This window comes from Cupriavidus sp. FW305-F7 (assembly GCF_058782875.1).
The window spans coordinates 83975-109182 of the sequence record NZ_JBYSYC010000016.1; the positions used below are offsets into that span (position 1 = coordinate 83975).

The window sequence follows — 25208 nt, forward strand, 5'->3', positions numbered from 1 at the left end:
TTGCCCCCTCAAAGGGCGGGGCACGCCGGCCTGCTGCCGCGTCATTGCGCCGCAGGAGGCAAATGATAACCGCTCGGGATGGGGGTGACGGGGGGTGCGCGGGCGGGTAATGCTGCCCAGGTAACGTTTCTTTCGCCTACCGTCATCCCCGCGCGAGCGGGGCCGCGGGCGGCCCGGCTGAAGTGTAGAACGCCGCGCATGAATTCAACCCGATGCAGCGCAGTTCGGCTTTGCGAAGCCGAATGCAACCAGCTTCATGTAGCGCCGATCAATTACTACATTTGCGTTATTGGATGCCGTAAGCGGGCAGGGTTAAGCTCCAAGCACGCTGAACACCCCGTTCCACGCGTACTTCACAAGCCATCGGTCTATCGGCCGGTGGCTTTTTCTTTGTGGCTGCCCTGCGCGGCGGCTGTCATCTCCCGCACCATGCCGACAAAGTGATCGCGCGCAGGATGGTCCGGCGCCGTCTTCCACGCGCAGTAGACCTCCGAGCGCACCGCCGCGTCTGCCAGCGGCCGGAACGCGGCTCCGGCCATGCCGGAGCGCGCCAGCGCCGCGGGCACCACCGCCACGCCCATCCCCTGCGACACCAGCGACACCACCGACAGCCAGTGCCGGACTTCATGCCGGATCTGCGGATAGAAGCCCTGCGCCGCGCACATGTCGAAGATGCGGCTGTAGTAGTCCGGCGAGGCCTTGCGCGAGAACAGCACGAACGGCTCGCCGCGCAATGCCGCCAGCGGCAACTCCGGGAGCGCGGCCAGCGCATGGTCGGCCGGCAGGCAGCAGACAAACGGTTCGCTGTGCACCAGCGTCGCCTGCAGCGTGTCCGGCACGCGGCCGGTGTGGATAAAGGCGGCGTCGAGCTCGTCGTGCAGCAGCGCGTCGATCTGCTCCTGTGAGTTGAGCTCGGTCAGCGCCACCTGAATGCCGGGATAGGCCGCCTGGAACCCGCGCAGCGTCTGCGGCAGCCCGCGATACAGCATCGAGCCGACAAAGCCCACCCGCAGCCGCCCGACTGCGCCCGCTTCGATCTCGCGTGCCAGCACCCGCGCCGCCTCGGCCTGCGCCAGCAGCGCCATGGCCGATTCGCGGAAGGCCCGCCCGGCCGCGGTCAGTCGCACCCCGCGGCTGTCGCGGTCGAACAGCCGGGCCCCGACCGAGGCCTCCAGCTGCTGGATATTGAGCGACAGCGGCGGCTGGGAAATGGCAAGCCGGCGCGCGGCCCGGCCGAAGTGCAGTTCCTCGGCCAGCACGAGGAAGTAACGCAGGTGGCGGAATTCCATGGCGATACAGAAATTATATGGATCAAGCCAATTTTAGAATTAGACGCGAATCTTTGGGGTTCCAATAATGGAGGCCAAAGGGGCCGCAAGCCGGCACCAGCCAATTCCAGGAGACCAGCCATGCCGTCCAGCGCCGTGCGCGACACCACACTTCAAGCCCACTCCACCGCACCGGCCGCTGCCCACCCGGTACCCGACCGCCAGGGCGGCAGCCTGTTTGCCGCCGACCCGGACCTGCGCGCGCTGCTGCCGCTCTACCTGCCGCCCGACCTGTTCAACCACCTGCTGCCGCACCTGGAGCGCATGGGTGCGCTGGCCGGCGGCGTGCTCGACGAACTGGCCGGCGTGGCCGACCGCCATCCCCCCGAACTGACCTACCGCACCCGCGCGGGCGTCGATGCGCAGCGCATCGACAAGCATCCGGCCTATGTGGAGATGGAGCGCGTGGCCTTTGCCGAATTTGGCCTCGCGGCGGCGTCGCACCGCGGCGGCGTGCTGGGCTGGGACAAGCCCATGCCGCCAGCAGCTAAGTACGCACTCACATATCTGTTTGTGCAAGCCGAGTTCGGCCTGTGCTGCCCGCTGTCGATGACCGATTCGCTGACGCGCACGCTGCGCAAGTTCGGCGACCCGGCGCTGGTCGAGCGCTTCCTGCCCAACCTGACCACCCAGGTCTTTGACGATCTCTACCAGGGCGCGATGTTCATGACCGAGCAGGGTGCCGGCTCCGACGTCGCCGCCACCGCCACCCGCGCGGTGCGCGACGCTTCGGCCGAGGGCGGCTGGCGCCTGCAGGGCGACAAGTGGTTCTGCTCCAACCCCGATGCCACGCTGGCGATGGTGCTGGCCCGCGTGGAGGATGAGGCCGGCAACGCCGTGCCGGGCCACAAGGGCGTGTCGCTGTTCCTGCTGCCGCGCAAGCTGGCCGATGGCAGCGACAACCACTACCGCATCATCCGCCTGAAGGACAAGCTGGGCACGCGCTCGATGGCCAGCGGCGAGATCCGGCTGGAAGGCGCGCATGCCTGGCTGGTCGGCGAACCCGGCCGCGGCTTCGTGCAGATGGCTGACATGATCAATAACTCGCGCCTGTCCAACGGCGTGCGCGCCGCCGGCCTGATGCGCCGCGCGCTGACCGAGGGCCTGTTCATCGCGCGCGAGCGCCAGGCCTTCGGCAAGCGCCTGCAGGACATGCCGCTGATGCGCCGCCAGCTGCTCAAGCTGACCCTGCCCACCGAGCAGGCGCGCACCATGGTGTTCCAGACCGCCGAAGCACTGCGCCGCGCCGATGCCGGCGAGGCCGACGCCTACCCGCTGATGCGCATCCTGACGCCGCTGATCAAGTTCCGCGCCTGCCGCGACGCGCGCAAGGTCACCGGCGACGCCATGGAGATCCGCGGCGGCTGCGGCTATATCGAGGAATGGAGCGATCCGCGCCTGGTGCGCGATGCCCATCTCGGCTCGATCTGGGAAGGCACCAGCAATATCGTCGCGCTTGACGTGCTGCGCGCGGTCCGCCGTGAAGGCGCGCTGCCGGTGCTGCAGGCACACCTGGCCGGCCTGCTGGCCGATACGCCGATGCATGCGGCGGCGCGTGCCGTGTTCGAAGGCGCCATCGCCGCAGCGGCGAAGCTGGCCGCGCAAGCCGCTGAGGCCGGCGCCGACGGCGAACTGCTGGCGCGCCAGGCGGCTTCGGCGCTGTACCACGTCACCAGCGCGGTGGCGATGGCCTGGGAGGCCGGGCGTATCGGCTCGGTGCGCCGCATGCGGCTGGCGCAGCTGGTGCTGCGCCATCGCGTGCTGCCGCAGGATCCGCTTGCAGCGCAGGCCGAGCCCGAGTGGCTGGCCGAGACCGTCGCGCCGGCTGACGGCACCGTGCATGCCGCTGGCGCGGTCGACCAGGTCAACGTGTTCTGACCGGATCCACGTCCGGCAACCATTCCCCGCAACACCATCCCGCCACCAGCGGGAGACGTCCTATACCCAGGAGACAACGCCATGAAACTCTGGCACCGCGTAGCGGCCATCGCCGCCTGCTCGCTCTGTATCGCCCCCGCCTTCGCGCAGAAGGACTTTCCGTCCAAGCCGATCATGATGGTCGTCACCTACCCGCCGGGCGGCCCTACCGATGCCATGGCGCGCACGCTTGCCGCCGCGCTCAAGACCAGCCTGGGCCAGCCGGTGGTGGTGGAGAACCGCGCCGGCGCCGGCGGCAATATCGGCGCCGAGGTGGTGGCGCGCGCCGAGCCCGACGGCTACACGCTGATGTTCGGCACCTCCGCGCCGCTGGCGATCAATGTGAGCCTGTACCGCAAGATCAACTACGACCCGGTCAAGAGCTTCGCGCCGGTGATCCAGATCGGCCAGCTGCCCAATGTGCTGGTGGTCAACCCGTCCGTGCCGGCGAAGAACGTCACGGAGCTGATCGCCTATGGCAAGGCGCACCCGGGCAAGCTGACCTATGCCTCGTCCGGCAACGGCGCGTCGTCGCACTTGGCCGGGGTGCTGTTCAACAACGTCACCGGCACCGACTTCCAGCACGTCCCGTACAAGGGCACCGGCCCCGCACTGAACGACCTGCTGGGCGGGCAGGTCAGCATGACCTTCACCGACGTGCTCACCGCGATGCCCTTCATCAAGAGCGGCAAGGTGCGCGCGCTGGGCGTCACCACCAAGGCGCGCTCGCAGGCGCTGCCGGATGTGCCGACCGTGGCCGAGCAGGGCGTGCCAGGCTTCGATGTATCGGTGTTCTTCGGCGTGGTCGCACCCGCCGGCACGCCGCCCGAAGTGATCGGCAAGCTCAACCGTGCCTTTGCCGATGCGCTCAAGCAGCCCGAGGTGCGCAAGACCCTGCAGGCGCAGGGCCTGGAGTTCGCGCCGTCGACCACGCCCGAGCAGCTTGGCGGCTTCGTCAAGGCCGAGGTCGGCAAGTGGCGCGCCGTGGTGCAGAAGTCCGGCGCCCAGCTTGACTGAACCGCACAGGAAAACCAGCCATGACCCAAACCAGCCCCGGCGCGCTCGCCGGCATCCGCGTGGTCGACCTGTCGCGCATCCTGGGCGGCCCATACTGCGGCCAGATCCTGGGCGACCACGGCGCCGACGTGCTCAAGATCGAACCGCCGCAAGGCGACGACACCCGCACCTGGGGGCCGCCGTTCAAGGACGGCGTGGCGTCTTACTACTTCGGCCTGAACCGCAACAAGCGCGTGATGCGGCTGGACCTGACCGCCGAAGCGGATCGTGAGGTCCTGCTTGTGCTGCTGGCCGAGGCTGACGTGCTGGTCGAGAACTTCAAGACCGGCACCATGGAGAAGTGGGGGCTGGGCTACGACACGTTGTCCGCGCGCTTCCCTCGGCTGGTCCATTGCCGCGTATCCGGCTTCGGCGCCGATGGCCCGCTGGGCGGCCTGCCCGGCTACGACGCCGCCATCCAGGCCATGTCCGGCATCATGAGCATCAACGGCGAGGCCGATGGCGATCCGCTGCGCGTGGGTTTGCCGGTGGTGGACATGGTGACCGGCCTGAACGCCGTGATCGGCGTGCTGCTGGCACTGCAGGAGCGCGCGCACAGCGGGCGCGGCCAGTTCGTCGAGGCCGCGCTCTATGACTCCGGCCTGTCGCTGCTGCATCCGCATGCGGCCAACTGGTTCATGAGCGGCAAGACGCCGCAGCGCACCGGCAATGCGCATCCCAACATCTACCCGTACGACACGGTGGCGACCGCCACGGACCCGATCTTCCTGGCGGTGGGCAACGACCGGCAGTTCCGCATCCTGTGCGAGCACCTGCGGCTGCCTGCGCTGGCCGATGACGAGCGCTATGGCACGGCGGGCGCGCGCTCGGTGAACCGCGTGGCGCTGAAGGCGGAGCTGGAAGCCAGGCTGCGCGAGTTCGATGGCAAGGTGCTGGCCGACGAACTGGTGGCAGCAGGCGTGCCCTGCGCGCCGGTGCTGTCCGTGGCCGATGCCTTGCAGCATCCGCATACGCAGCACCGCGAGATGGTGGTGGAGATGGAAGGTGGCTACCAGGGGCTGGGTGCGCCGGTCAAGCTGAGCCGGACGCCGGCGACATACAGGTATGCGCCGCTCACCGAAGGGGACGAGTTCCTGGATTAGACGCGACGTTGCCGCGCGGCAAACGAGAAAGGCGGCCATATGGCCGCCTTTCTTCATGGATTCCGGCCCATCACCCCGGAATCATCCCCGGCAACAGGTAAGCCTGCACCACCGTCATGATGCCGATGATCACGGCAAACAGCAGGCTGTGCCTGACCGTGAAGCGGAACAGCTCCGACTCCTTGCCCACCAGCCCGGTCGCCGCGCAGGCCACGGCGATCGATTGCGGCGAGATCATCTTGGCCGTGACGCCGCCGGTGGTGTTGGCGGCGACCAGCAGCGTGTCCGACACGCCGATCTGATGCGCCGTGGTGTTCTGCAGCGCGCAGAACAGCGCGTTGGACGAAGTGTCAGAACCAGTCAGGAACACCCCCAGCCAGCCCAGGAACGGCGAGAAGAACGGGAACGCCGCGCCGGTGCCGGCCAGCAGCAGCGCCAGTGTCGACGACATGCCGGAGTAGTTGGCGACAAAGGCGAACGCCAGCACCAGGCCGATTGACAGCACCGGGCGCGCCAGTTCCACCAGGGTCTCGGCAAAGGTAGCCAGCAGCATGCGCGGCTTCATGCGCAGCAGCACCGCCGAGATCAGCGCGGTCAGCAGGATGGCGGTGCCGACGGCGGAGAGCAGGTCGAGCTTCAGCACCGCGTCATAGGCCTTGGGCGTGGCCACGATCGGCGCGGCCTTGATTACCATCTGGTCCAGCCCCGGGATCTTGAACTTCAGCACCGTGCCCGCCAGCGCGCCGTTGGCTGCGAACAGCGCCTTGAACGGCTGCAGGCTCCACACGGTGACGATGGCGGTCAGGATGCCGAACGGCGCCCACGCGCGCAGCGTCTGCGCCAGGGTGTAGGGCGACGCCTTGCGCCCGGACATCGCGCCGCCGAAGCCGCCGCCGAAGCCGGCCAGCGCGACGGTGCCGCCGCTGACATTGCCACCGGCGCGCTGCGACGCGCCGCGCGGCTGCCATACCTTCAGGAACGCGGCCAGCGACACCAGGCTGACCAGCGCCGAAGTGATGTCCGGCAGTTCGGGCCCGATATGGTTGGACGTGAAGTACTGCGTCACGGCAAAGCTGCCGCCGCACACCAGCGCCGCCGGCCACGTTTCGCGCACGCCTTTGGCGCCGTCCATCATGAACACCAGCCAGAACGGCACCAGCAGCGACAACAGCGGCAGCTGGCGGCCGGCCATCGCGCCGATATGGAAGGGATCGATGCCCGTCACCTGCCCGGCCACGATGATGGGGATCCCCATCGCGCCAAACGCCACCGGCGCGGTATTGGCGATCAGGCACAGGCCCGCCGCATACAGCGGGTTGAAGCCCAGGCCCACCAGCAGCGCCGCGGTGATCGCCACCGGCGCGCCGAAGCCCGCGGCGCCTTCCAGGAAGGCGCCGAAGGCAAAGCCGATCAGCAGCATCTGCAGGCGCTGGTCGTCGGTGATCGACAGCACCGAGGCGCGGATCACGTCGAACTGGCCGGTCTTGACCACGATCTTGTAGAGGAACACCGCGGTCACGATGATCCATGCAATCGGCCACAGCCCATAGGCAAAGCCGAAGCCGGCCGAGGCCAGCGCCTGCTGCGCGGGCATGCCGTAGGCGAAGATCGCCACGGCCAGCGCCAATAGCAGCGTCACGGCCGCGGCGACATGGCCCTTCATGCGCCAGACGGCCAGCGCAATGAAGAAGAACAGGATGGGAATGGCTGCCGCCAGCGACGACAGCCACAGGCTGCCCAGCGGCGTATAGAGTTGGGTCCAGGGTTGCACGGTTAGTCTCCTGCTTTGGTGGTGTTTCGGGAAATCTTTGTTTTGTTTGCAAGCACTGCGTGAAGGCCTACTCCGGCTGTCCCTTCTCCTTCAGCAAATCCGCCAGGCTCTTCGCCGCCGGCTTCAGCGGCGTGCGGTGCTGCGTCCAGCCCATCTGCTTCGACGGCGTCAGCGCGCGCAGCCGCGTGGCGGCCCAGCGGAACAGCCGGTACGTCGCCGGGTGCGAATACGCGCCGCTCCAGAAGCGCCACACCAGGTGCTCGCCGCGGCTGTACTTCGCGCCCTGGCCGCGCAGCGGGTTGGCGACCTGCTCTTCCGGATCGCGGTTGGCCTCGGTGCGCAGGCGCACCAGCAGTTGCGGGATCGGGATGCGTACCGGGCATACCTCGCCGCAGGCGCCGCACAGGCTCGACGCGGTGGCCAGGTCGGCGGTGGCGTCCAGCCCCAGCAGGTGTGGCGAGATGATCTTGCCGATGGGGCCGGGATAGGTCGTGCCGTAGGCGTGGCCGCCGATGCGCGTGTAGACCGGGCAGTGGTTCATGCACGCGCCGCAGCGGATGCATTGCAGCGTGGCGCGCAGCTGCGTGTCGGCATAGGCCTGGGTGCGGCCGTTGTCGAGCAGCACCAGGTGGACCTCGCGCGGGCCATCGCGCTCGCCCGCGCGGCGCGGCCCTGAGATCAGGTTGAAGTAGGTGGTGATGGCCTGCCCGGTGGCCGAGCGCGTCAGCAGCGTGGACAGCGGCACGATGTGCTCCAGCCGGGCCACGACCTTCTCCATGCCCATGATGGCGATATGCACGTCGGGCACGGTGGTGGAAAGCCGGCCATTGCCCTCGTTCTCCACCAGCCACAGCGTGCCGGTGTCGGCGGCGGCGAAGTTCACGCCGGACAGGCCGATATCCGCTTCGACAAAGGCTTGGCGCAGCGCACGGCGGCCGGTCTGGATCAGCGCGTCGACATCCTCGGTATAGGGCGTGTCGGGGATATGCGCCTGGAATAGCTGCGCGATATCGCCCTTGGTCTTGTGGATCGCCGGCATCACGATATGCGAGGGCTTCTCGCCGGCCAGCTGGACGATGTACTCGCCCATGTCCGACTCGATGCAGTCCACGCCGCGCTCGGCCAGGTAATGGTTCAGCTCGATTTCCTCGCTGGCCATCGACTTGCCCTTGATCACGCGCTGCGCCTGCTTCGATGCCGCGATGCGGTGGATGATCGCGTTGGCTTCGTCGGCGTTCTCGGCCCAGTGCACCTGCACGCCGGCGGCGGTGAGCTTTGCCTCCAGCTGCACCAGCAGGTCCGGCAGGTTGGCCAGCGCGTGCTGGCGCACCGCCTCGCCCAGGTCGCGCAGGCGTTCCAGCTCATCCGCGTCGGGGAACTGCGCCAGGCGCTTGCCCTGCAGGAAGTCCATCGCGCCGCGGAAGCTCTGGCGCAGCTTGGGATCGTCCAGCGCCTCGCGGGCGCGTGCCTTGAAGTCCTGCGGCGGAACAAAATTGAGTGTGTGCTGGCTCATTGCCCGGCCTCCGCAGTGTCGGTCTCGATGATGACCCACAGCCGGCGCGGACCATGCGCGCCGTAGGCCAGCGTCTGCTGGATGTCGGAGGTCTTGGACGGGCCGGAGATCAGCACCAGGTTGGTCGGCATACCGTCGGACCAGCGTTCGGTGCGCGCGGCCATATGCAGGTCGGTGTGCAGCGTCGAGGCGCGCACCAGCGCGACATGCAGCGGCGGCACCAGCGACACCGTGCGTGGCGAGCCCGCATCGGGCGCGACCACCAGCGTGCCGGTGGCGGCAATGCCGGAGCGCGCCACGGTGAAGCCGGCATCGATGGTGTCGAACAGCTCCGCCTTCCAGGCTTCGATCGGGCGGTCGTAGCCGATGGCTTCGATATGGGCCGGCAGGGCGGCCGCCAGCGCGGCACCGGCCTGGCTGGCGGGATCAAGCAGCAGGCGCTTCACGCCGGCATTGGCCAGCTCGGTGGCCAGCAATGCCGGCCAGGCCGCCTCGCTGGCGCACCAGACCTCGGCATGCAGGCCTTGCAGTGCCGCCAGCATCGCGCCGGTCAGTTCGCCAATGGCGGGCGCGCCGTGGCGGCGTGCCTCGAAATGGCCGTCGATGCGGCGGTCGAGTTCCGCGGTGCCTGGGGAAGGTGCAGGCGCGGCAGCGCGCAGCCGGCCGAGCATGCGTTCGCGGGCGCCGGGCGTGCTCATGCGGCACCTCCGGTACGGCGCCACAGGAAGGTGGCCAGGTGCTCCACCTGCAGCGGGGCGTGGTCATGCGCCGCGGTATGGCCGATATTGAGCAGGCAGCCGCAGTCGGCCGAGACCAGCCGGTCGCAGCCGGTGGCGCAGGCCGAGGCCACCTTGTCGCGCACCATGGCGCCGGAGATATCGGGATGCTTGAGCGAGAAGGTGCCGCCAAAGCCGCAGCATTCTGATTCGCGTTCATGCTCCACGCGGGTCACGCCCGGCAGCGCGTCGACCAGGGCCACGCCGTGCTGGCGCGTACCCATTTCTCGACGGGCGCCGCACGAGGTATGCAGCACGATGCGCTCCTGCGGCTGGCCCGCCGGTGCGGCATCGCCAAAATCCAGCTTCAGCACATGGAGCAGGAACTCGCCCAGTTCATAGATGCGTCCGGCCAGTTCCAGTGCCTTGGGGCCGGCCACCGGATCGTCGGCAAAGAGCTGCGGCCAGTGGTGGCGCATCATGCCCGCGCACGAGCCCGACGGCACGATCACCGGCCAGGGCTGGCTGAACAGGTCGAGCTGGGCGCGCGCCACCGCACGGGCCGCGTCGGGGTTGCCGCTGCTGTAGGCGGGCTGGCCGCAGCAACTCTGGCCGCGCGGGAAGTGCACGGTGAGCCCTTCGCGTTCAAGCAGCCGCACGGCGTCGAGGCCGGCCTGCGGCACGAACATGTCGACCAGGCAGGTGGCAAACAGGTAGGCCTGCGCGGGGGCAGGGCCGGTGGGGTACTGACGATCCTTCATGTCTCGCTCCGGACGTGCTGGGGTCGCACGTTTCGGCGCATAATTCCCGCTTCTGCGCGGCGGTACAAATTGGTTGGACCAATCTGCCCGGCGACCCGCGCAAGCTCAGGAGCGAGGACATACGGAATGACGGCAGCGGCAGCAAGGCACGGGCGCACCCGCGGACGCGTGGAGTCGGTCATGCGCCGGATCGAGACCGCGCTGCTCGACGGCACCTGGCCGCCCGGCACGCGGCTGCCGGCCGAGCGGGTGCTGGCCGGGCAATACGAGGTGGCGCGCAACACCGTGCGCGAGGCGATCCAGCGCCTGGCCGCGCGCGGCCTGCTGCAGAGCCGGCGCGGTGCCGGGGTCTACGCCACCGACCAGCTGCGCGCCGGCATTGCCTCGCCCTGGGGCCAACTGGTGGCCGACCACCCCGCGCTGCGCGACGACATCCTGGAGTTCCGCCGCGTGCTGGAGGGCGCGACCGCGTATTTTGCGGCGCTGCGCGCGGATGCCGCTGACGTGAAACGGATCCGCGCCCTGATGGCCAAGCTGGAACGCGCGCGTGCCGCCGACGACAAGCAGGCAGAGGCCGATGCCGATGCGCAGTTGCATGACGCCATCGCCCAGGCCTCGCACAACACCATGTTCCTGCACCTGCATACCAGCGTGATCGGCATGCTGCGCGAGCACATCACCATCAACGGCACCGGCCTGCGCGAACAGGACGACGGCGCCTCAGACCTTCTGTTGCTGCAGCACCGCACGCTGTGCGATGCGATTTGCGCGCGCCGCCCGGAAGAGGCGCGCACCGCCATGCAGACCCATATCGACTTCGTGCGCAGCCGGGTGGAGCAGGACGGCGCCTGAATCAGGTATTGGTCCTACCAACGCTGCGGCATGCCGGCCGCGGCACTCAGATCAGCCCGGCGCCGGCAAGCTCCCGCTTCAGGTAGGCGTAGAAGATCGGTCCGGCGATCACGCCCGGGATGCCGAACAGCGTTTCCATCAGCAGCATCACCGTCAGCAGTTCCCACGCCGCGGCCTGGATGCGCGCACCGATGATGCGTGCGTTCAGGAAGTACTCCAGCTTGTGGATCACCACCAGGAACACCAGCGACGCCACCGCGATCGGCAACGACACCGACAGCGAGGCCACCACGATGGCGGTGTTGGAAATCAGGTTGCCCAGCACCGGCAGCAGCCCGGCCACGAAAGTGATCACCAGCAGCGTCTTGGTCAGCGGCAGGTGCACGCCAAAGAGCGGCAGCACCAGCAGCAGGTAGATCGCCGTCAGCACGGTGTTGATGGTCGAGATCTGGATCTGCGCGAAGATGAACTGCGAGAACGCCTGCTGCAGCGTGCGTGCGCGCGCCACCAGCGCCGCGGCCAGCGGCCGGCGGTTGGGCCGCACCACCGCGCGGTACAGCGCCACCATCGCGCCGATCACCAGCCCGATCAGGATATGCACCAGCGTGCGCAGCACCTCGGCACCCAGCTTCTGCGCCATCGCGGCATGCTCGCGCAGCGTCTCGATCAGCGTGTTGGCCAGCTCGTCCACGCCGTTGGGCAGCGCATCGCTGAGCCACGGCGGCATCTGCCCACGCGAGCGGTCGATGATGTCGGCCACATGGTTGAGCAGCCCGTCCAGGGTATTGCCCTCGCCACTGACAAAGCGCACCAGCAGCCAGCCCGCCAGCGTCAGCGCCAGCAGGATCAGCGCCGACAGGATGGCCACGGCCAGGGCGTCGTGGCGCTGGTTCAGGCGCTTCAGGCGCGGCGCCAGCACGTCCACCAGCGAGTACAGCAGCAGCCCGGACAGCAATGCCGCCACCAGGTTGGCGTGGAGCACGGTCCAGAGCGCCAGGGCGGTCAGCAGGTAAGCGACGGTGCCGACGCTGTACCACGCGGCCGGCAGCAGGCGCGGGGTGGTGGTCGGGTCGGGGTCTTTCATCGGGGTCTCCGGCATGCAATTTGCTCAAATTTATTCTGAATTCTCGCCGATCCAGATGTTGTTCCTGAGTCAGGCCGTGTGCGCTGAGGCGATGTTGGCATCACGGCACACGCAAAGGCTGTCTATATTAGGGGGAATCGTGCCCGGCAAGGCGCCTGGCGCACCGCTGTCATCGTTTTCCCCAGAGCCCAGGAACGGAGCGCATGGCCTACACGCACACCATCGGCACCCACCGCCACGTCTTTGCCGACCTGCGCACGCTGCTGGCCCGGGCCAGCCCTGCGCGCTCCGGCGACGCGCTGGCGGGCGTTGCCGCGGCCAGCGAGCAGGAGCGGATGGCCGCGCGGCTGGCGCTGGCAGAGGTGCCGCTCAAGCAGTTCCTGACCGAGGCGCTGGTGCCGTATGAGGACGACGAGGTCACGCGCCTGATCCTGGACCGGCACGATGGCGCGGCCTTTGCCGCCATCGGCGCCACCACCGTGGGCGACCTGCGCAACTGGCTGCTGCTGCATGAGACCGACAGCGCCACGCTGGCGCGGGTGGCGCCGGGGATCACCCCGGAGATGGCCGCCGCGGTCAGCAAGCTGATGCGCAACCAGGACCTGGTGGCGGTGGCGCGCAAGTGCCAGGTGGTGACGCGATTTCGCAGCACGGTGGGGCTGCCGGGCCGGCTCTCGGTGCGGCTGCAGCCCAACCACCCGACTGACGATCCCAAGGGCATTGCCGCGTCGATCATCGACGGGCTGCTCTATGGCTGCGGCGATGCCACCATCGGCGTCAACCCGGCTTCGGACAACCTGGGCGCCATCGTCTCGCTGCTGCGCATGATCGATGAGCTGCGCAGCCGCTTCGACATCCCCACGCAATCCTGCGTGCTGACCCATGTCACCAACACGCTGCGCGCGATCGGGCAGGGCGCGCCGGTGGACCTGGTGTTCCAGTCGGTGGCCGGCAGCGAGCGCGCCAATGCGGCCTTTGGCATCAGCCTGTCGCTGCTGGCCGAGGCGCACGATGCCGCGCAGGCGCTCGCGCGCGGCACCGTTGGCGACAACCTGATGTACTTTGAGACCGGGCAGGGCAGCGCGCTGTCGGCCAATGCGCACCACGGCGTCGACCAGCAGACCATGGAGGCGCGCGCCTACGCGGTGGCGCGCGCGTTCTCGCCGCTGCTGGTCAATACGGTGGTGGGCTTTATCGGTCCCGAATACCTGTACGATGGCAAGCAGATCATCCGCGCCGGGCTGGAAGACCACTTCTGCGGCAAGTTGATGGGGGTGCCGATGGGCTGCGACGTCTGCTACACCAACCATGCCGAGGCCGACCAGGACGACATGGACACGCTGCTGACGCTGTTCGGCGTGGCCGGCATCAATTTCATCATGGGCGTGCCCGGCGCCGACGACATCATGCTGAACTACCAGAGCACCTCGTTCCACGATGCGCTGTACCTGCGCGAGGTGCTGGGGCTGCGCCCCGCGCCGGAGTTCGAGGCCTGGCTGCAGCGCATGGGCATTGCCGATGCCAGCGGCAGGCTGCTCGAGCCCGCCGCGCGCCAGCCGCTGCTGCAGATGGCCCACAGCCTGTAAGGTGCAGCCGATGACGGCCAGACGCCCGCCTCCCGCCGCTCCTGCCAACGCCGATGCCGATGCCGACCCGTGGCAACGCCTGCGCCAGTTCACGCGCGCGCGCGTAGCGCTGGGCCGTACCGGCCACAGCCAGACCACCGATGCGGTGCTGGCCTTCGGGCTGGCCCATGCGCAGGCGCGCGATGCGGTGCACCTGCCGCTGGACGTGGGCGCGGTCACCGCGGCGCTGGATGCGGCGGGGGTACAGAACCTCGCCGTGCACAGCGCGGCGCCGGACCGCGCGCACTACCTGCGGCGCCCCGACCTGGGCCGGCGCCTGGACGATGCCAGCCGCGCGCGGCTGGCCGCGGCACGGCCGGGCGACGCGCCCGATGTGGTGTTCGTGGTTGCCGACGGCCTGTCCGCGCTGGCCACGCAGACGCACGCGCTGCCGTTGCTCGATGCCACCCGCGCGCGCTTGCCGCAGACATGGCGCATCGGCCCGGTGGTGGTGGCCGAGCAGTCGCGCGTGGCGCTGGGCGACGAGATCGGCGAGCTGCTTGGCGCGCGCCAGGTGGTGATGCTGATCGGCGAACGGCCCGGCCTGAGCTCGCCCGACAGCCTTGGCATCTACCTGACCCATGCGCCGCGCACGGGCCGCACCGATGCCGAGCGCAACTGCATCTCCAACGTGCGCCCCGAAGGCCTGCCGTATGCGCAGGCCGCCGACCGGCTCGCCTTCCTGCTGCGCGGCGCGGCGGCATTGGGCCGCTCGGGCGTGGACCTGAAGGACGACAGCGTGCCGGCGTTGCCTGAAGGCTGAAGCGTCTGCATCCCCCACCCGCCAGCATGCAAAACGGCCACCGCGCGGGTTCGCAACCCGCGTGGTGGCCGTTCAGTGGCCAATAAAAAGCGCCGCTTACATCATGCGGCGCGAAAACTGCCCGTGCCCAGCGTCCGACATCAGCCGCGAGAACTGTTCGCCGCTCATGTGCACCAGTTCCTGGTGGTCGCCGCCTTCGAAATACACGTCGGGCTGCGCCATCAGGCTGTCGTCCACATAGGTCTGCATGCCGTAGGCCATCGCGACCGGCGGGATCGCGCCGAGGTCGCAATCCTTGAAGATCTCGCGGATCTCGTCCTCATGCGCCAGTACCAGGTTGCGCCCGGTCTGTTCGCAGATGGCGGCCATGTGCAGATGGTGGCTTGAAGGAATCACGGCGGCGACATAGCCGCGGTCATCCTCCAGCAACAGCGTCTTGGCCAACCGGTCCCCGGGAACATGCGCGGCCTCGGCAGTGGCCATGCTGCTGAGGGTGTAGGGGTGGCGGATGATGTCGTACTGGGTGTTCTTGCTGCTCAGGCAGCTTGCAAGCGTGCTAGCCAGGGCCATGGTAGCTCCTCAGGTGCGGATGCGCCGACGGTTATCCTTGTGCTCCTACTATAGTCCGTGGCGCCGCTGCCGAAGGCGACGCGCCCAGGGTCTGTTCCATATGGGAACAGACCCTTCTATGAGGGCGAGGATGTCAAGCTCCTCCGGGATTGAATTTCCATAGACATGACTGGCACGATGCTTTCTCCTTGCAAGCCTCGAATCTTCGTGGGCTGACACGGCGTGAAACCGAGATCGGGGTTACTTAAGGCCGGGACCCAGCCCCGGTCTACCTTCTATCCGTGCCCGGCGCAAGGCCGGGTCACCACATACCGCATGCGCGAGGCGCTGGAACACCCCTGTTACCTGCGCGCGCCCCATCTAGAAGAACGGCTACCCGCTGGGGGCAGCCCGAGTCTGTTACGGGCGCGCTGACCTGCGATCGTTACCGCTTAGCCTTCCATACTCAGGCGGCATCACGTTGCGACTGGTTTGAAGCTGGCCTCGACTGGAATCTCGCCGTACTCGAGATAGCGCCACAGGCCAATAGCCAATCGCCGTGCCAGTGCCACAATACCGATGCGCCGCATGCGCTTGCCACCTGGCGCAAAGCGCTCATTGAACCATTGGGTGAGCTGACTTGCAGGCTGGTAGCGTAACCAGCTCCACGCCAGTTCAATCATCAGCCAGCGGGCTCGTTTGTTGCCAGCCTTGCTGATGCCTTGCTCGACCTGGCTTTCGCCGCTGCTGTAGGGCGTCGGCGCCAAGCCCAGGGAGCTGGCGACTTCGCGTCGGTTGTGAAAGTTCCGCCAGCCAAACAGTTCCTTGACCAGGATCCAGGCACTGCCGACGCCAATCCCGCGCAGCCGCGCGAGCAGGGCGATCGCCGGCTGCGCGCCGGTCTTTACGGTCGCGTGCTGCTGGGCTTCGATCGTCCTGATCTGCGTAACCGCCAGTGACAGTCGCGCGACACTGCGCTCGATCTCGGCGCGCAGCCCCACAGGCAGTTGCGCGCCATGATCGTTCCACCAGTGCGCCCAGGAACGGCCACCGACGTGGGCGACCCGCAGGTTGTGCAATACCAGCAGCGAGCGAATTCGGTTGCTGAGGGCGGTGCGTTCCTGCCTGAGTCGCCCCAGTTCCCGGTGCAACTGCCGCTCGTCTTCTTGCTCCGGGGTGGGAACCCGCGCGACGCCCCACACGCGTCGCTCCCCCGCGTGATAACGCAGCAGCATCGAGAGCAACTTGTCGCCGTCGAGCCGGTCGGTCTTGGCACGTCGTGCACGCCGGTTGACTTCGATACTGGACGAGTCCACCACCAGGTTATCAATGCCTTGTTCGGTCAGCCAGCGGTGCAGCCAGAAGCCATCGCGGCCAGCCTCGTAACAACTGCGGACCGGCACCTGCGATGTCAGTCCGCAGCGTGCTTTGGCCTTGGCAATCGCTCGCAGGACCGCGTCCTTGTCACCGGCCGCCACCGTATACCGGCTCGGCCCGCGTACGCCGTCGCCAAGCGACAGCTTCCAACTCTTCTCGCCCAGTTCGAAGGCCATATACAGTCGACCAATAACTGCCCTATCCTGTCCTTGAAGGGCTGTGTCAGGCGCATTCATTTGCAGGCTCCTTTCGTAAAACGGGTTCGTGAAGCTTCGTTTTACTCCAGGGGGCTTATCTGTCCAGCCCTTCCATAGAATCTAGCGGTGCAGGCGCGGCCACACTGCCTGCAGCTCGGTCTTCAGGAAGTTCAGCAGATAGCGCGTGGCCAGCGTCTGGTAGCGGTTGGGCATGGTCAGCATATAGAGCTTGCTGCCGAACACGCTGATGCGGTAGTCACAGAGCAGCGGCACCAGCGCGCCGCTGTCCAGTTCGGCGCCGATCGCATAGATCGGGAGAATGCCGATCCCCAGGCCTGCCAGCACCGACTCCTTCAGGAAAGCAAAGTTTTCCGAGGTCAGCGTCGGTTCGAGCACCACCTGCTCGCGGGTTTCGTTCGCGTCATGGCCTTCATCGGCATCCAGCCGCGTGCCCGATGCCTTGAGTTTCTGGCCCACCGGCGACGCGCACACCATCGCATGTCCTTGCAGCCCGGTGAGTGTTTTCGGCGCAGGATGCGCGGCGAGATACCCCGGCGACGCGCACACGATCCAGTCGACTTCGCCAATCTCCGTGGCGACCACCGAATCGGGCGGGGTGGAGATAATGCGCAGCGCCACGTCCACGTCCTCGGACACCAGGTTGTGCACGCGGTTGTCGAACATGACGTCAAGCGTGATGTCGGGATAGCGCTGCTTGAACAGCACCAGCAGCGGCGACAGTAGCGTATGCCCCAGCCCTGTGGGCACCGAGAGCCGCACATGGCCCTGCAGGCTCTTGCCCATATTGCTGATCAGCGCATTGGCGGCCGCTACTTCGCCCAGGATGTTGCGGCCGTGCTCGTACAGGCCGGCGCCGACCGGGGTCGGCTCGACATGGCGCGTGGTCCGGCGCAGCAGCTGCACGCCCAGCTCTTCTTCGAGCGCCTTGAGCCGGTAGCTCACATTGGCGCGCGTCATCTTGAGCTTGCGCGCGGCCGCGCTCAGGTTGCCCGCATCGACGATGTCGACGAACAGGCGCAGGGCGTTCAGGTCCATGGGGTGATCAATGAAAGACGGGGGCAATTGCGGCCCCCGTATATTGCCATGCTCGTGGCGGCGTCCCGCGGCATTGCACCGCGGGGTGCGCATCAATGCTCGTGATGCAGGTATTTGGCCTGGCGCGGCAGGCGCAGGCTGACGAAGAAGGCAATCACCATCATCGCCGTCACATACCAGTAGAACGCGGTCTCGTGGCCGAGCGTCTTCATGCCCAGCGCCACGTATTCGGCGGAGCCGCCGAAGATCGCGTTGGCGATGGCATAGGCCAGGCCCACGCCCAGCGCGCGCACCTCGGGCGGGAACATCTCGGCCTTCACGATGCCGCTGATCGAGGTGTAGAAGCTGACGATGGCCAGCGCCACGGCGATCAGCACAAAGGCAAGCTCGGGGCTGCTGACCGTGCCCAGTGCGGTCAGGATCGGCACCGTGCAGAGCGCACCCAGCGCGCCGAACAGCAGCATGTTGGTGCGCCGGCCGATGCGGTCGGACAGCGCGCCGAACACCGGCTGCATGCACATGTACAGGAACAGGCATCCCGTCATCACATAGCTGGCGGTCTTGATCGACATGCCGGCGGTGTTGACCAGGTACTTCTGCATATACGTGGTGAAGGTGTAGAAGATCAGCGAGCCGCCCGCGGTATAGCCGAGCACCGTGAAGAAGGCGGCCTTGTGGTTGCGGAGCAGCGCGGCCACGCTGCCGGCTTCCTTGCTGCCGCGGGTGGCTGCCGACGAGGTCTCGTGCAGCGTGCGGCGCAGGAACAGCGCCACCACCGCGGTGACCGCGCCGACCACGAACGGGATGCGCCAGCCCCAGGCCTTCAGTTCGGCCTCGTCCAGCAGTTGCTGCAGGATCACCACCACCAGCACCGCCAGCAACTGGCCGCCGATCAGCGTCACATACTGGAACGACGAGAAGAAGCCGCGCCGGCCGCGCAGCGCCACCTCGCTCATATAGGTGGCGGTGGTGCCGTATTCGCCGCCGACCGACAGGCCCTGGATCAGGCGCGCGAGCAGCAGCAGCGCCGGCGCCCAGTTGCCGATGCTGGCATAGGTGGGCAGGCAGGCGATCAGCAGCGAGCCGGCGCACATCATGATCACCGAGATCAGCATCGAGTTCTTGCGGCCGTGGCGGTCGGCGATGGTGCCGAACAGCCAGCCGCCGATGGGCCGCATCAGGAAGCCGGCGGCAAACACGCCGGCGGTGTTCAGCAGTTGCGCGGTGGGATCGGACTTGGGGAAGAATGACGGCGCAAAGTAGATCGCGCAGAAGGCGTAGACGTAGAAGTCGAACCATTCGACCAGGTTGCCCGACGAGGCGGCGACGATGGCGTAGATGCGCTTGCGCACCTCTTCGCGGCTCGGGGCGGCCGTCTGGGCTAGGGTAGCGGGGAGATCGGTCATGTTGTTGTCTTGCAGTCAGGGCGGCGCAGGGCAGCCGCGGGTCAGGTCGCGCTGCGCAGTGCTGGCGGCAGATGCCGGAAACATGGCGGCCGCAGGCCACCGGAACGGTGGGCGGCAAGGGGGAACACGGGGAAGGCCGGGCGGGAGCCCGTCGGTCTGGGGCGTGAACTGGCGCGCACTGCGGCGCATTTGCCATCGAAGCGTAGCCCGATCCGCCGGACCTGCACACCCCTTGGGTGTGCTGCGGTGCAGCATAGGCCTGCCGGTCGACGCAGCCATCAGGGTTTGCGGGCGATTGTCCACGTGGCTGGACACTGAATCCGGCTGCGGCCCGTCTGGCGCCCGGCCGCAACAGGGTGTTGCGTGCGCTGCGGCTTGCACTGTGCGCGGGTCTGGGCAATGATGCGAGCCGGACCCTCAACTGGCCTACTGCGCCCCCCGTTTGCCATGCACCGCTCGTTGCGTCGATGGCTGTGCCTGCCGTTGCTCTTTGCCGCCGCCAGCGCCCCTGCCCAGGACCTGGTCGAATGCAAGCGGATCGAGCACGACCAACTGATCACAGCCTCGCAGGAAACGCTGCTGTTCCTGCGCTGCCGCGCGCGCCGGGTCGCGTATGAAGCGCCGCGCCTGAAGGGCGTTTCGCAGCGCGTAAAGGACGACCTGGTCTTCGCCTGCCTGGACCAGGCCGACGCCGTGGAGCACCAGCTGCGCGTGCGCCACGGCTACTCGCGCGAGGCGCTGGCGCGCCTGCGCTGCGAACTGTGAGGGCCGACGCCGGGGGGCTGAATTCCGGCCGGCGCGGACGGTCTGCTCAGGCAAAGCCGCCATTGACGCGCACCACCTGAGCATTGACCCACGCCCCATCCGGCCCGGCCAGGAACGACACCGCCGCGGCAATGTCCTCGGGCGTGCCCAGCCGCTCCAGTGGCGCCACTTTGGACAGCTGCGCCACCTGCGCTTCCGATTTGCCATCGAGGAACAGTTCGGTCGCGACCGGCCCCGGCGCTACCGCATTGACGGTGATGCCGCGCCCGCGCAGTTCGCTGGCCAGGACCCGCACCAGCCCTTCCACGCCTGCCTTGGCGGCGATATAGGGACCATATCCGGGGAAGGAGCGCGCAATCACGCTGGTCGACAGCGCAATGATGCGTCCGCCTTCGCCCAGCCGCGCGGCGGCTTCGCCCAGCACCAGGAAAGCGCCGCGCAGGTTGGTGGCGATGGTCTGGTCGAAGGCGTCCAGGCTGGCCGGCGCAACCGGCGCCATCTGCATGATGCCGGCGCTGTTGACGACCACGTCGAGCCGGCCGAACGCCTGCTGCGCGGCATCGAACAGCCGTGCCACGTCTGACGCCTGCGCCACATCGCCCTGGATAGCGATGGCATTCACGCCGCTCTCGCGCGCCGCCGCCACCGTCGCTTCGGCCCGGGCGGCGTTGCCGGCGTAGCCAATGGCTACGTCGAAGCCGTCGGCGGCCAGCCGCAACGCGATGGCGCGGCCGATGCCGCGGGAGGCGCCGGTGACGAGCGCGGCGCGGCGGGAGATGGCTGGGGTGGAGGTCATGGCAGTTTCCTTGGGAGCGAATGGAAGATGACCTCATGATGGATGTTGGCTGTCTTTGGATAAATTCGCGAAAAGTAGTTTGATTAGCCAGAATTTCTTAACAATATCGGGCGTGCCGCATGCGCCGCACCGCATTGCACATCCCGGAAATCCCGCGCTGGCGTTGCAGGCTCCGCCTGCGCCGCCCCCAGGCATGCGTTAAGATTCTTCCTTTCCAGCCGTCTTTGGCGCTGCATCCTGCCGCTGTATCCCGCGTTTCGCCATGAGCAACCTGAACCAGCAATCCATCCTCTCCGTCCATCACTGGACCGACACCCTTTTCAGCTTCACCTGCACGCGCGACCCTGGTTTTCGCTTTGAGAATGGCCAGTTCGCCATGGTCGGGCTGGAAGTGAACGGCCGCCCGCTGCTGCGCGCCTACAGCATCGCCAGCGCCAACTATGAGGAAACGCTGGAATTCTTCAGCATCAAGGTGCCCGATGGCCCGCTGACCTCGCGCCTGCAGCACCTGCGCGAGGGCGACCAGATCTTCGTCGGCAAGAAGCCGACCGGCACGCTGCTGGTGGACAACCTGCTGCCCGGCAAGACGCTGTGGCTGCTGGCCACCGGCACCGGCCTGGCGCCGTTCCTGTCGATCATCCGCGATCCGGAGGTCTACGAGCGCTACGACAAGGTCGTGCTGACCCACACCTGCCGCTTCGTTGAAGAGCTGGCCTATCGCGAGCTGATCCAGGAACACCTGCCGCAGCACGAGCACCTGGGCGATCTGGTGCGCGAAAAGCTGGTGTACTTCCCGACCGTGACGCGCGAAGAGTTCGACAACCGCGGCCGCATCACCGACCTGATCGCCTCGGGCGAGCTGTTCGAGCGACTGGGCGTGGAGCCGTTCTCGCTGGAGAACGACCGCATCATGCTGTGCGGCAGCCCGGACATGCTCAAGGACGTCCGCGGCATCCTGGAAGCGCGCGGATTCGCCGAAGGCAATATGAGCCATCCCGGCCATTTCGTGCTGGAAAAGGCCTTCGTCGGCTAAGGCCGGCCTGCCCCGGCGCGGCTCGTTCCGTGCCGGGGCGCACCCTTGCTGTACCCCCCGGCTATACCTCCCGCGTCATCCCCTTCAGGTCGATCCACTCGGCAAACTGCGCCTCGGTGACATGCCCCGACGCGATCGCCGCCTCGCGCAGCGACAGGTTGCGCTTGACCGCCAGCTTGGCGATCTCTGCGGCCTTGTCGTAGCCGATATGCGGATTGAGCGCCGTCACCGGCATCAGCGAACGCTCCAGCAGTTCGGCGATGCGCTCGCGGTCGGCCTCGACGCCTTCGACCATATGCTCGGCAAAGCTCGACGCGGCCCCCGCCAGCAGGCTCACCGACTGCAGCAGGCTGTAGATGATCACCGGCTTGTAGGCGTTCAGCTCCAGCGTGCCCAGCCCGTTGGCCAGCGTCACCGTGGTGTGGTTGCCGATCACGCGGCAGCACACCATCGCCAGCGCCTCGGCCTGGGTCGGGTTGACCTTGCCCGGCATGATCGATGAGCCCGGCTCGTTGGCCGGCAGCACCAGCTCGGCAAAGCCGGCACGCGGGCCTGAGCCCAGCAGCATGAAGTCGCGCGCGATCTTCAGGAACGACGAGGCCGTGGTGCTGAGCGCGCCGGACAGATCGGCCAGCGCATCGTGCGAGGCCTGCAGCGCATAGCGGTTGGGCGCGGGCTCGAACGGCAGGCCGGTGTAGTCGGCCAGCGCCCGCGCGAAGGCCGCGGCGAAGCCGTGCGGGGCGTTCAGGCCGGTGCCCACCGCGGTGCCGCCCTGTGCCACCGGCATCGCGCGCAGCATGGCCTGCTGCAGGCGCGACTGCGCATCGGCCACTTGCGTCATGTAGCCCGAGAACTCCTGCCCCAGCGTCAGCGGCACAGCATCCTGCAGGTGGGTGCGGCCGACCTTGACGATATCGGCAAAGGCTTCCACCTTGCGCGCGAAGGTCTGCTGCAGCTGCTCCAGTGCCGGCAGCAGTTCCTGCTGGATCGCGCGCGTGGCGGCGATATGCATCGCGGTGGGGAAGCTGTCATTGGAAGACTGGCTGGCGTTGACGTGGTCGTTGGGGTGCACCGGCGTCTTGCTGCCGACCTTGCCGCCCAGCAACTGAATCGCGCGGTTCGCGATGACCTCGTTCAGGTTCATGTTGGTCTGCGTACCGGACCCGGTCTGCCAGACCGACAGCGGGAACTCATCGGGCCAGCGGCCTTCGATGACTTCGGTCGCGGCCTGTTCGATCGCGTGCGCCAGTTCGGGCTTGAGCACGCCAAGCTCGCCGTTGGCGCGCGCCGCGCAAAGTTTCAGGATGGCGAAGGCCTCAATCAGTGCCGGCGGCATCTTCTCGTTGCCGATGCGGAAGTTCTGGCGCGAGCGCTCGGTCTGCGCCCCCCACAGGTGATCGGCGGGCACGGGCACGTCGCCCAGGCTGTCTTTCTCGATGCGGGTGGCGGAGGTGGACGGGGCAGACATGGGCAGACTCCTATGCAAGGCAGCGGACGGTTGGGCCGGGTGGCCTGGTGCAGTCCATTAGAATACCGCTTCACCGCGGCCGGCGCCCAAGCGCCCGCCGCCTTGCCTTGCCCTTAGCGACATCCCTCGGCCGCATGCTCATCGCCCAGCTCAAGTCCTTCTTCATGGTGGCCCGCATCGGCAGCGTCACGCAGGCCGCCAAGCGCCTGGGCCTGTCGCAGCCCACCATCACCGCGCAGATCCGCGCGCTGGAAGAAGCCTACGGGGTCGAGCTGTTCCACCGCGGCGGGCGCCGCCTGGCGCTGTCAGACGCGGGGCTGGCATTGCTGCCGCGCGTCGAGGCGCTGGTGCAGCAGGAAACCGAGATCGATTTCTTCCTGCGCCATTCGGGCGACCTGCGCACCGGCAGCCTGCGCGTGGGTGCGACCGCGCCCTACTATGTGCTGGAGCTGATCCGCAGCTTCAGCGAGCGCTTTCCCGCCATCGATGTCAGCGTGGTGACCGGCAATTCGCAGGAAGTGCTGGAAGCGCTGCAGGAATACCGCGTCGATATCGCCACCTCGTCGCAGCGGGTGGACGATGCGCGCCTGTCGCGCGTGCTGCTGGGCGTGGATCCGCTGATGCTGGTGGTGCACCGCACCCATGCGCTGGCCGGGCACACCGAAGTGGCCGTCAGTGCGCTGGCAGGCTGCCGCCTGCTGATGCGCGAACTCGGGTCGACCACGCGCATCGCCACCGAAGACATGCTGGCGCAGGCGCGCGTGAGCCCCGCGGCGCAGATGGAGATCGGCAGCCGGGAGTCGATCCGCGAGGCGGTGATACGCAACCTGGGCGTATCGGTGATTGCCCGGCACGAGGTGCCGAGCCATCCGGACCTGCGCGTGCTGGGCTTCACCGATGCCTCGCCCTGCCTGCACGAGTATCTCTATTGCCTGCGCGAGCGGCGTGGCGCCAGGCTGATCGATGCCTTCGTCGCGCTGGCCGAACCGCCGCAGGGGCAGCAGGAATCGGGCTGGGACCGCTAAGCCGTCATCTTCAGGCACTGCTCCATGCAGGCTGCGCAGGCGCGGGCGCAATCCTGGCAGTGCTCGTTGTCATGGTGCTCGCATTCCTCCTTGCACCACTTGCAGACTTCGGCGCAGTCTTCACACACCAGCGGCGCGAACTCGCTGTTGCGCAGCATGTAGGACGCGGCCAGCTGGGCGATGCCGGCGCAATCCATGTCCAGCGCGATGCAGCGCGCCATCTTGCGCACGTCCTGTTCTTCCAGGCAGGCCGCGGCGCACTTGAGTGCGGCAGCGGCTGCGGCATTGCAGGCGGCAATGCAGTCGGCGTAGCGGGCGGCGTTTTCCTGCACGGTGGGTCGGATCATGGAACGTCCTCCTTCGGGGGTAGGTGGATGGGACCAGCATGCCCACGGTGCCGGAAGCGGCGCATCCGCACGCGCACGGGGCATCGTTATCCACAATAGCAGGCGCTGGCGGTTCCTGTCGGCCCGGTATTTGCTGCGTCGCGCTGGTTACAATGCCATCTGAGCGCAGCAGATCGGCGACGGCGCGCACGCAACGCGGCCGTCACCTGCGACAATGGCCGGGCACCACCAGCACGCATTGCGCATCTAACAGGCACGGTCCCGCCGCACTGGCGGGGCCGATGCAAACACACACCGGCAGCACGGGGAAGGAAGGCACATCATGGGCGAGGCAAAACGGCGGGGTACCCCCGAGGAGCGTGCGGCACAGGCACGCGCAAAGATTGAGGCCTTGCGCCCCGCCCAGCTGGTCTGCGGGCACTGCAAGACCGCGTTCGCGCAATTCGACGCGCTCGACGTGCCGGGCCTGCCCGGCATCGATGCCGTGTTCGGCGGCGAATGCCCCGGCTGCGGCAACGACGTGGTGGTGTTCAAGGGCGCGCCCGATGCGGTGGCCCAGGCCATGATCGCGTGGGAGAAGATGCTGGGCGCCGATGCGCAGCTGGGCTACCAGTCCAGCGACGGCCGCCACGTACCGTTCGAGCCCGAGGGGGCCGGCGGCGCGGCGTCGGACAAGCCCGGCGGCACCATCCACTGAGCC

At 67.8% G+C, this 25208-nt stretch carries 23 protein-coding genes; 10 read left to right on the top strand and 13 right to left on the bottom strand.

Annotation, left to right across the window (positions count from 1 at the left end; translation table 11 throughout):
- Positions 1–368 precede the first annotated feature (368 nt).
- Positions 369–1289 (bottom strand): LysR family transcriptional regulator, encoded by a 921-nt coding sequence (locus AC3WL8_RS16940; protein WP_013951793.1) that lies wholly within the window; start codon positions 1287–1289, stop codon positions 369–371.
- Positions 1290–1409: 120 nt separating this feature from the next.
- On the opposite strand from AC3WL8_RS16940, the gene AC3WL8_RS16945 reads away from it, so the two are divergent.
- The 3 genes from AC3WL8_RS16945 (at position 1410) to AC3WL8_RS16955 (ending at position 5404) form a co-directional block, all read left to right on the top strand.
- Positions 1410–3206, top strand: coding sequence for an acyl-CoA dehydrogenase family protein (locus tag AC3WL8_RS16945; protein ID WP_153954333.1), 1797 nt, complete (start codon positions 1410–1412; stop codon positions 3204–3206).
- Between the two features lie 81 nt (positions 3207–3287).
- Entirely contained in the window at positions 3288–4262 is a 975-nt protein-coding gene (locus AC3WL8_RS16950) for a Bug family tripartite tricarboxylate transporter substrate binding protein (protein WP_492378474.1), read from the top strand.
- Between the two features lie 20 nt (positions 4263–4282).
- Positions 4283–5404, top strand: coding sequence for a CaiB/BaiF CoA transferase family protein (locus AC3WL8_RS16955; RefSeq protein ID WP_153954334.1), 1122 nt, complete (start codon positions 4283–4285; stop codon positions 5402–5404).
- 70 nt (positions 5405–5474) lie between these two features.
- On the opposite strand, the gene AC3WL8_RS16960 is transcribed toward AC3WL8_RS16955, so the two are convergent.
- The 4 genes from AC3WL8_RS16960 to AC3WL8_RS16975 all read right to left on the bottom strand — a co-directional run bounded on the left by AC3WL8_RS16960 (position 5475) and on the right by AC3WL8_RS16975 (position 10165).
- Entirely contained in the window at positions 5475–7175 is a 1701-nt protein-coding gene (locus AC3WL8_RS16960; protein WP_211979525.1) for a lactate permease LctP family transporter, read from the bottom strand.
- 67 nt (positions 7176–7242) lie between these two features.
- A complete protein-coding gene (locus tag AC3WL8_RS16965) occupies positions 7243–8688 on the bottom strand; it encodes a LutB/LldF family L-lactate oxidation iron-sulfur protein (RefSeq protein ID WP_013951798.1) in 1446 nt (481 codons plus the stop codon).
- Entirely contained in the window at positions 8685–9386 is a 702-nt protein-coding gene (locus tag AC3WL8_RS16970; RefSeq protein WP_153954335.1) for a LutC/YkgG family protein, read from the bottom strand. The genes AC3WL8_RS16965 and AC3WL8_RS16970 overlap by 4 nt, the downstream gene beginning before the upstream one ends.
- On the bottom strand, positions 9383–10165 hold the full coding sequence (locus tag AC3WL8_RS16975; protein ID WP_153954336.1) for a (Fe-S)-binding protein: 783 nt from the start codon (positions 10163–10165) through the stop codon (positions 9383–9385). Before AC3WL8_RS16975 ends, AC3WL8_RS16970 begins: the two co-directional genes overlap by 4 nt.
- Positions 10166–10345: 180 nt before the next feature.
- Between AC3WL8_RS16975 and AC3WL8_RS16980 the strand changes: the two genes are divergently transcribed.
- Complete coding sequence (locus AC3WL8_RS16980; RefSeq protein WP_492378475.1) at positions 10346–11017, top strand: FadR/GntR family transcriptional regulator; 672 nt, start codon at positions 10346–10348, stop codon at positions 11015–11017.
- A 46-nt stretch (positions 11018–11063) separates the two neighbouring features.
- Here the strand turns inward: AC3WL8_RS16980 and AC3WL8_RS16985 are convergent, their stop codons facing one another.
- A complete protein-coding gene (locus AC3WL8_RS16985; RefSeq protein WP_013951802.1) occupies positions 11064–12101 on the bottom strand; it encodes an AI-2E family transporter in 1038 nt (345 codons plus the stop codon).
- Positions 12102–12304: 203 nt separating this feature from the next.
- On the opposite strand from AC3WL8_RS16985, the gene AC3WL8_RS16990 reads away from it, so the two are divergent.
- Both AC3WL8_RS16990 and eutC read left to right on the top strand, forming a co-directional pair.
- Entirely contained in the window at positions 12305–13687 is a 1383-nt protein-coding gene (locus AC3WL8_RS16990; protein ID WP_013951803.1) for an ethanolamine ammonia-lyase subunit EutB, read from the top strand.
- 10 nt (positions 13688–13697) lie between these two features.
- Complete coding sequence (gene eutC, locus AC3WL8_RS16995; RefSeq protein WP_153954338.1) at positions 13698–14489, top strand: ethanolamine ammonia-lyase subunit EutC; 792 nt, start codon at positions 13698–13700, stop codon at positions 14487–14489.
- A gap of 96 nt (positions 14490–14585) precedes the next feature.
- On the opposite strand, the gene AC3WL8_RS17000 is transcribed toward eutC, so the two are convergent.
- From AC3WL8_RS17000 to AC3WL8_RS17015, 4 genes are all read right to left on the bottom strand, one after another.
- Complete coding sequence (locus AC3WL8_RS17000) at positions 14586–15059, bottom strand: aminoacyl-tRNA deacylase (RefSeq protein ID WP_013951805.1); 474 nt, start codon at positions 15057–15059, stop codon at positions 14586–14588.
- 455 nt (positions 15060–15514) lie between these two features.
- Positions 15515–16651, bottom strand: a complete 1137-nt coding sequence (locus AC3WL8_RS17005; RefSeq protein ID WP_492378476.1) for an IS110 family RNA-guided transposase — start codon at positions 16649–16651, stop codon at positions 15515–15517.
- An 81-nt stretch (positions 16652–16732) separates the two neighbouring features.
- Complete coding sequence (locus AC3WL8_RS17010; RefSeq protein ID WP_013951807.1) at positions 16733–17668, bottom strand: LysR family transcriptional regulator; 936 nt, start codon at positions 17666–17668, stop codon at positions 16733–16735.
- Positions 17669–17760: 92 nt separating this feature from the next.
- Positions 17761–19074 (bottom strand): MFS family transporter, encoded by a 1314-nt coding sequence (locus tag AC3WL8_RS17015; RefSeq protein WP_153956638.1) that lies wholly within the window; start codon positions 19072–19074, stop codon positions 17761–17763.
- Positions 19075–19521: 447 nt separating this feature from the next.
- Here AC3WL8_RS17015 and AC3WL8_RS17020 point away from each other — a divergent pair, with 447 nt between their 5' ends.
- Positions 19522–19839 carry a hypothetical protein gene (locus AC3WL8_RS17020; protein WP_228772747.1) on the top strand — a complete coding sequence of 106 codons (318 nt, stop codon included), beginning with the start codon at positions 19522–19524 and terminating at the stop codon, positions 19837–19839.
- Between the two features lie 46 nt (positions 19840–19885).
- Here AC3WL8_RS17020 and AC3WL8_RS17025 read toward each other — a convergent pair whose 3' ends face one another.
- The gene (locus tag AC3WL8_RS17025; protein ID WP_013951810.1) at positions 19886–20635 is read right to left on the bottom strand and encodes an SDR family oxidoreductase; all 750 of its coding nucleotides are present in this window, start codon (positions 20633–20635) and stop codon (positions 19886–19888) included.
- 262 nt (positions 20636–20897) lie between these two features.
- Between AC3WL8_RS17025 and AC3WL8_RS17030 the strand changes: the two genes are divergently transcribed.
- A complete protein-coding gene (locus AC3WL8_RS17030; protein WP_013951811.1) occupies positions 20898–21668 on the top strand; it encodes a ferredoxin--NADP reductase in 771 nt (256 codons plus the stop codon).
- A 61-nt stretch (positions 21669–21729) separates the two neighbouring features.
- On the opposite strand, the gene fumC is transcribed toward AC3WL8_RS17030, so the two are convergent.
- Positions 21730–23136, bottom strand: coding sequence for a class II fumarate hydratase (gene fumC / locus AC3WL8_RS17035; protein WP_013951812.1), 1407 nt, complete (start codon positions 23134–23136; stop codon positions 21730–21732).
- A gap of 134 nt (positions 23137–23270) precedes the next feature.
- Here fumC and AC3WL8_RS17040 point away from each other — a divergent pair, with 134 nt between their 5' ends.
- Positions 23271–24161: a LysR family transcriptional regulator gene (locus AC3WL8_RS17040; RefSeq protein ID WP_041228504.1), complete on the top strand. Its 891-nt coding sequence runs from the start codon at positions 23271–23273 to the stop codon at positions 24159–24161.
- On the opposite strand, the gene AC3WL8_RS17045 is transcribed toward AC3WL8_RS17040, so the two are convergent.
- On the bottom strand, positions 24158–24508 hold the full coding sequence (locus AC3WL8_RS17045) for a four-helix bundle copper-binding protein (RefSeq protein ID WP_013951814.1): 351 nt from the start codon (positions 24506–24508) through the stop codon (positions 24158–24160). The genes AC3WL8_RS17040 and AC3WL8_RS17045 overlap by 4 nt on opposite strands.
- 322 nt (positions 24509–24830) lie before the next feature.
- On the opposite strand from AC3WL8_RS17045, the gene AC3WL8_RS17050 reads away from it, so the two are divergent.
- Positions 24831–25205, top strand: a complete 375-nt coding sequence (locus AC3WL8_RS17050) for a hypothetical protein (protein ID WP_010814047.1) — start codon at positions 24831–24833, stop codon at positions 25203–25205.
- Positions 25206–25208: the final 3 nt, after the last annotated feature.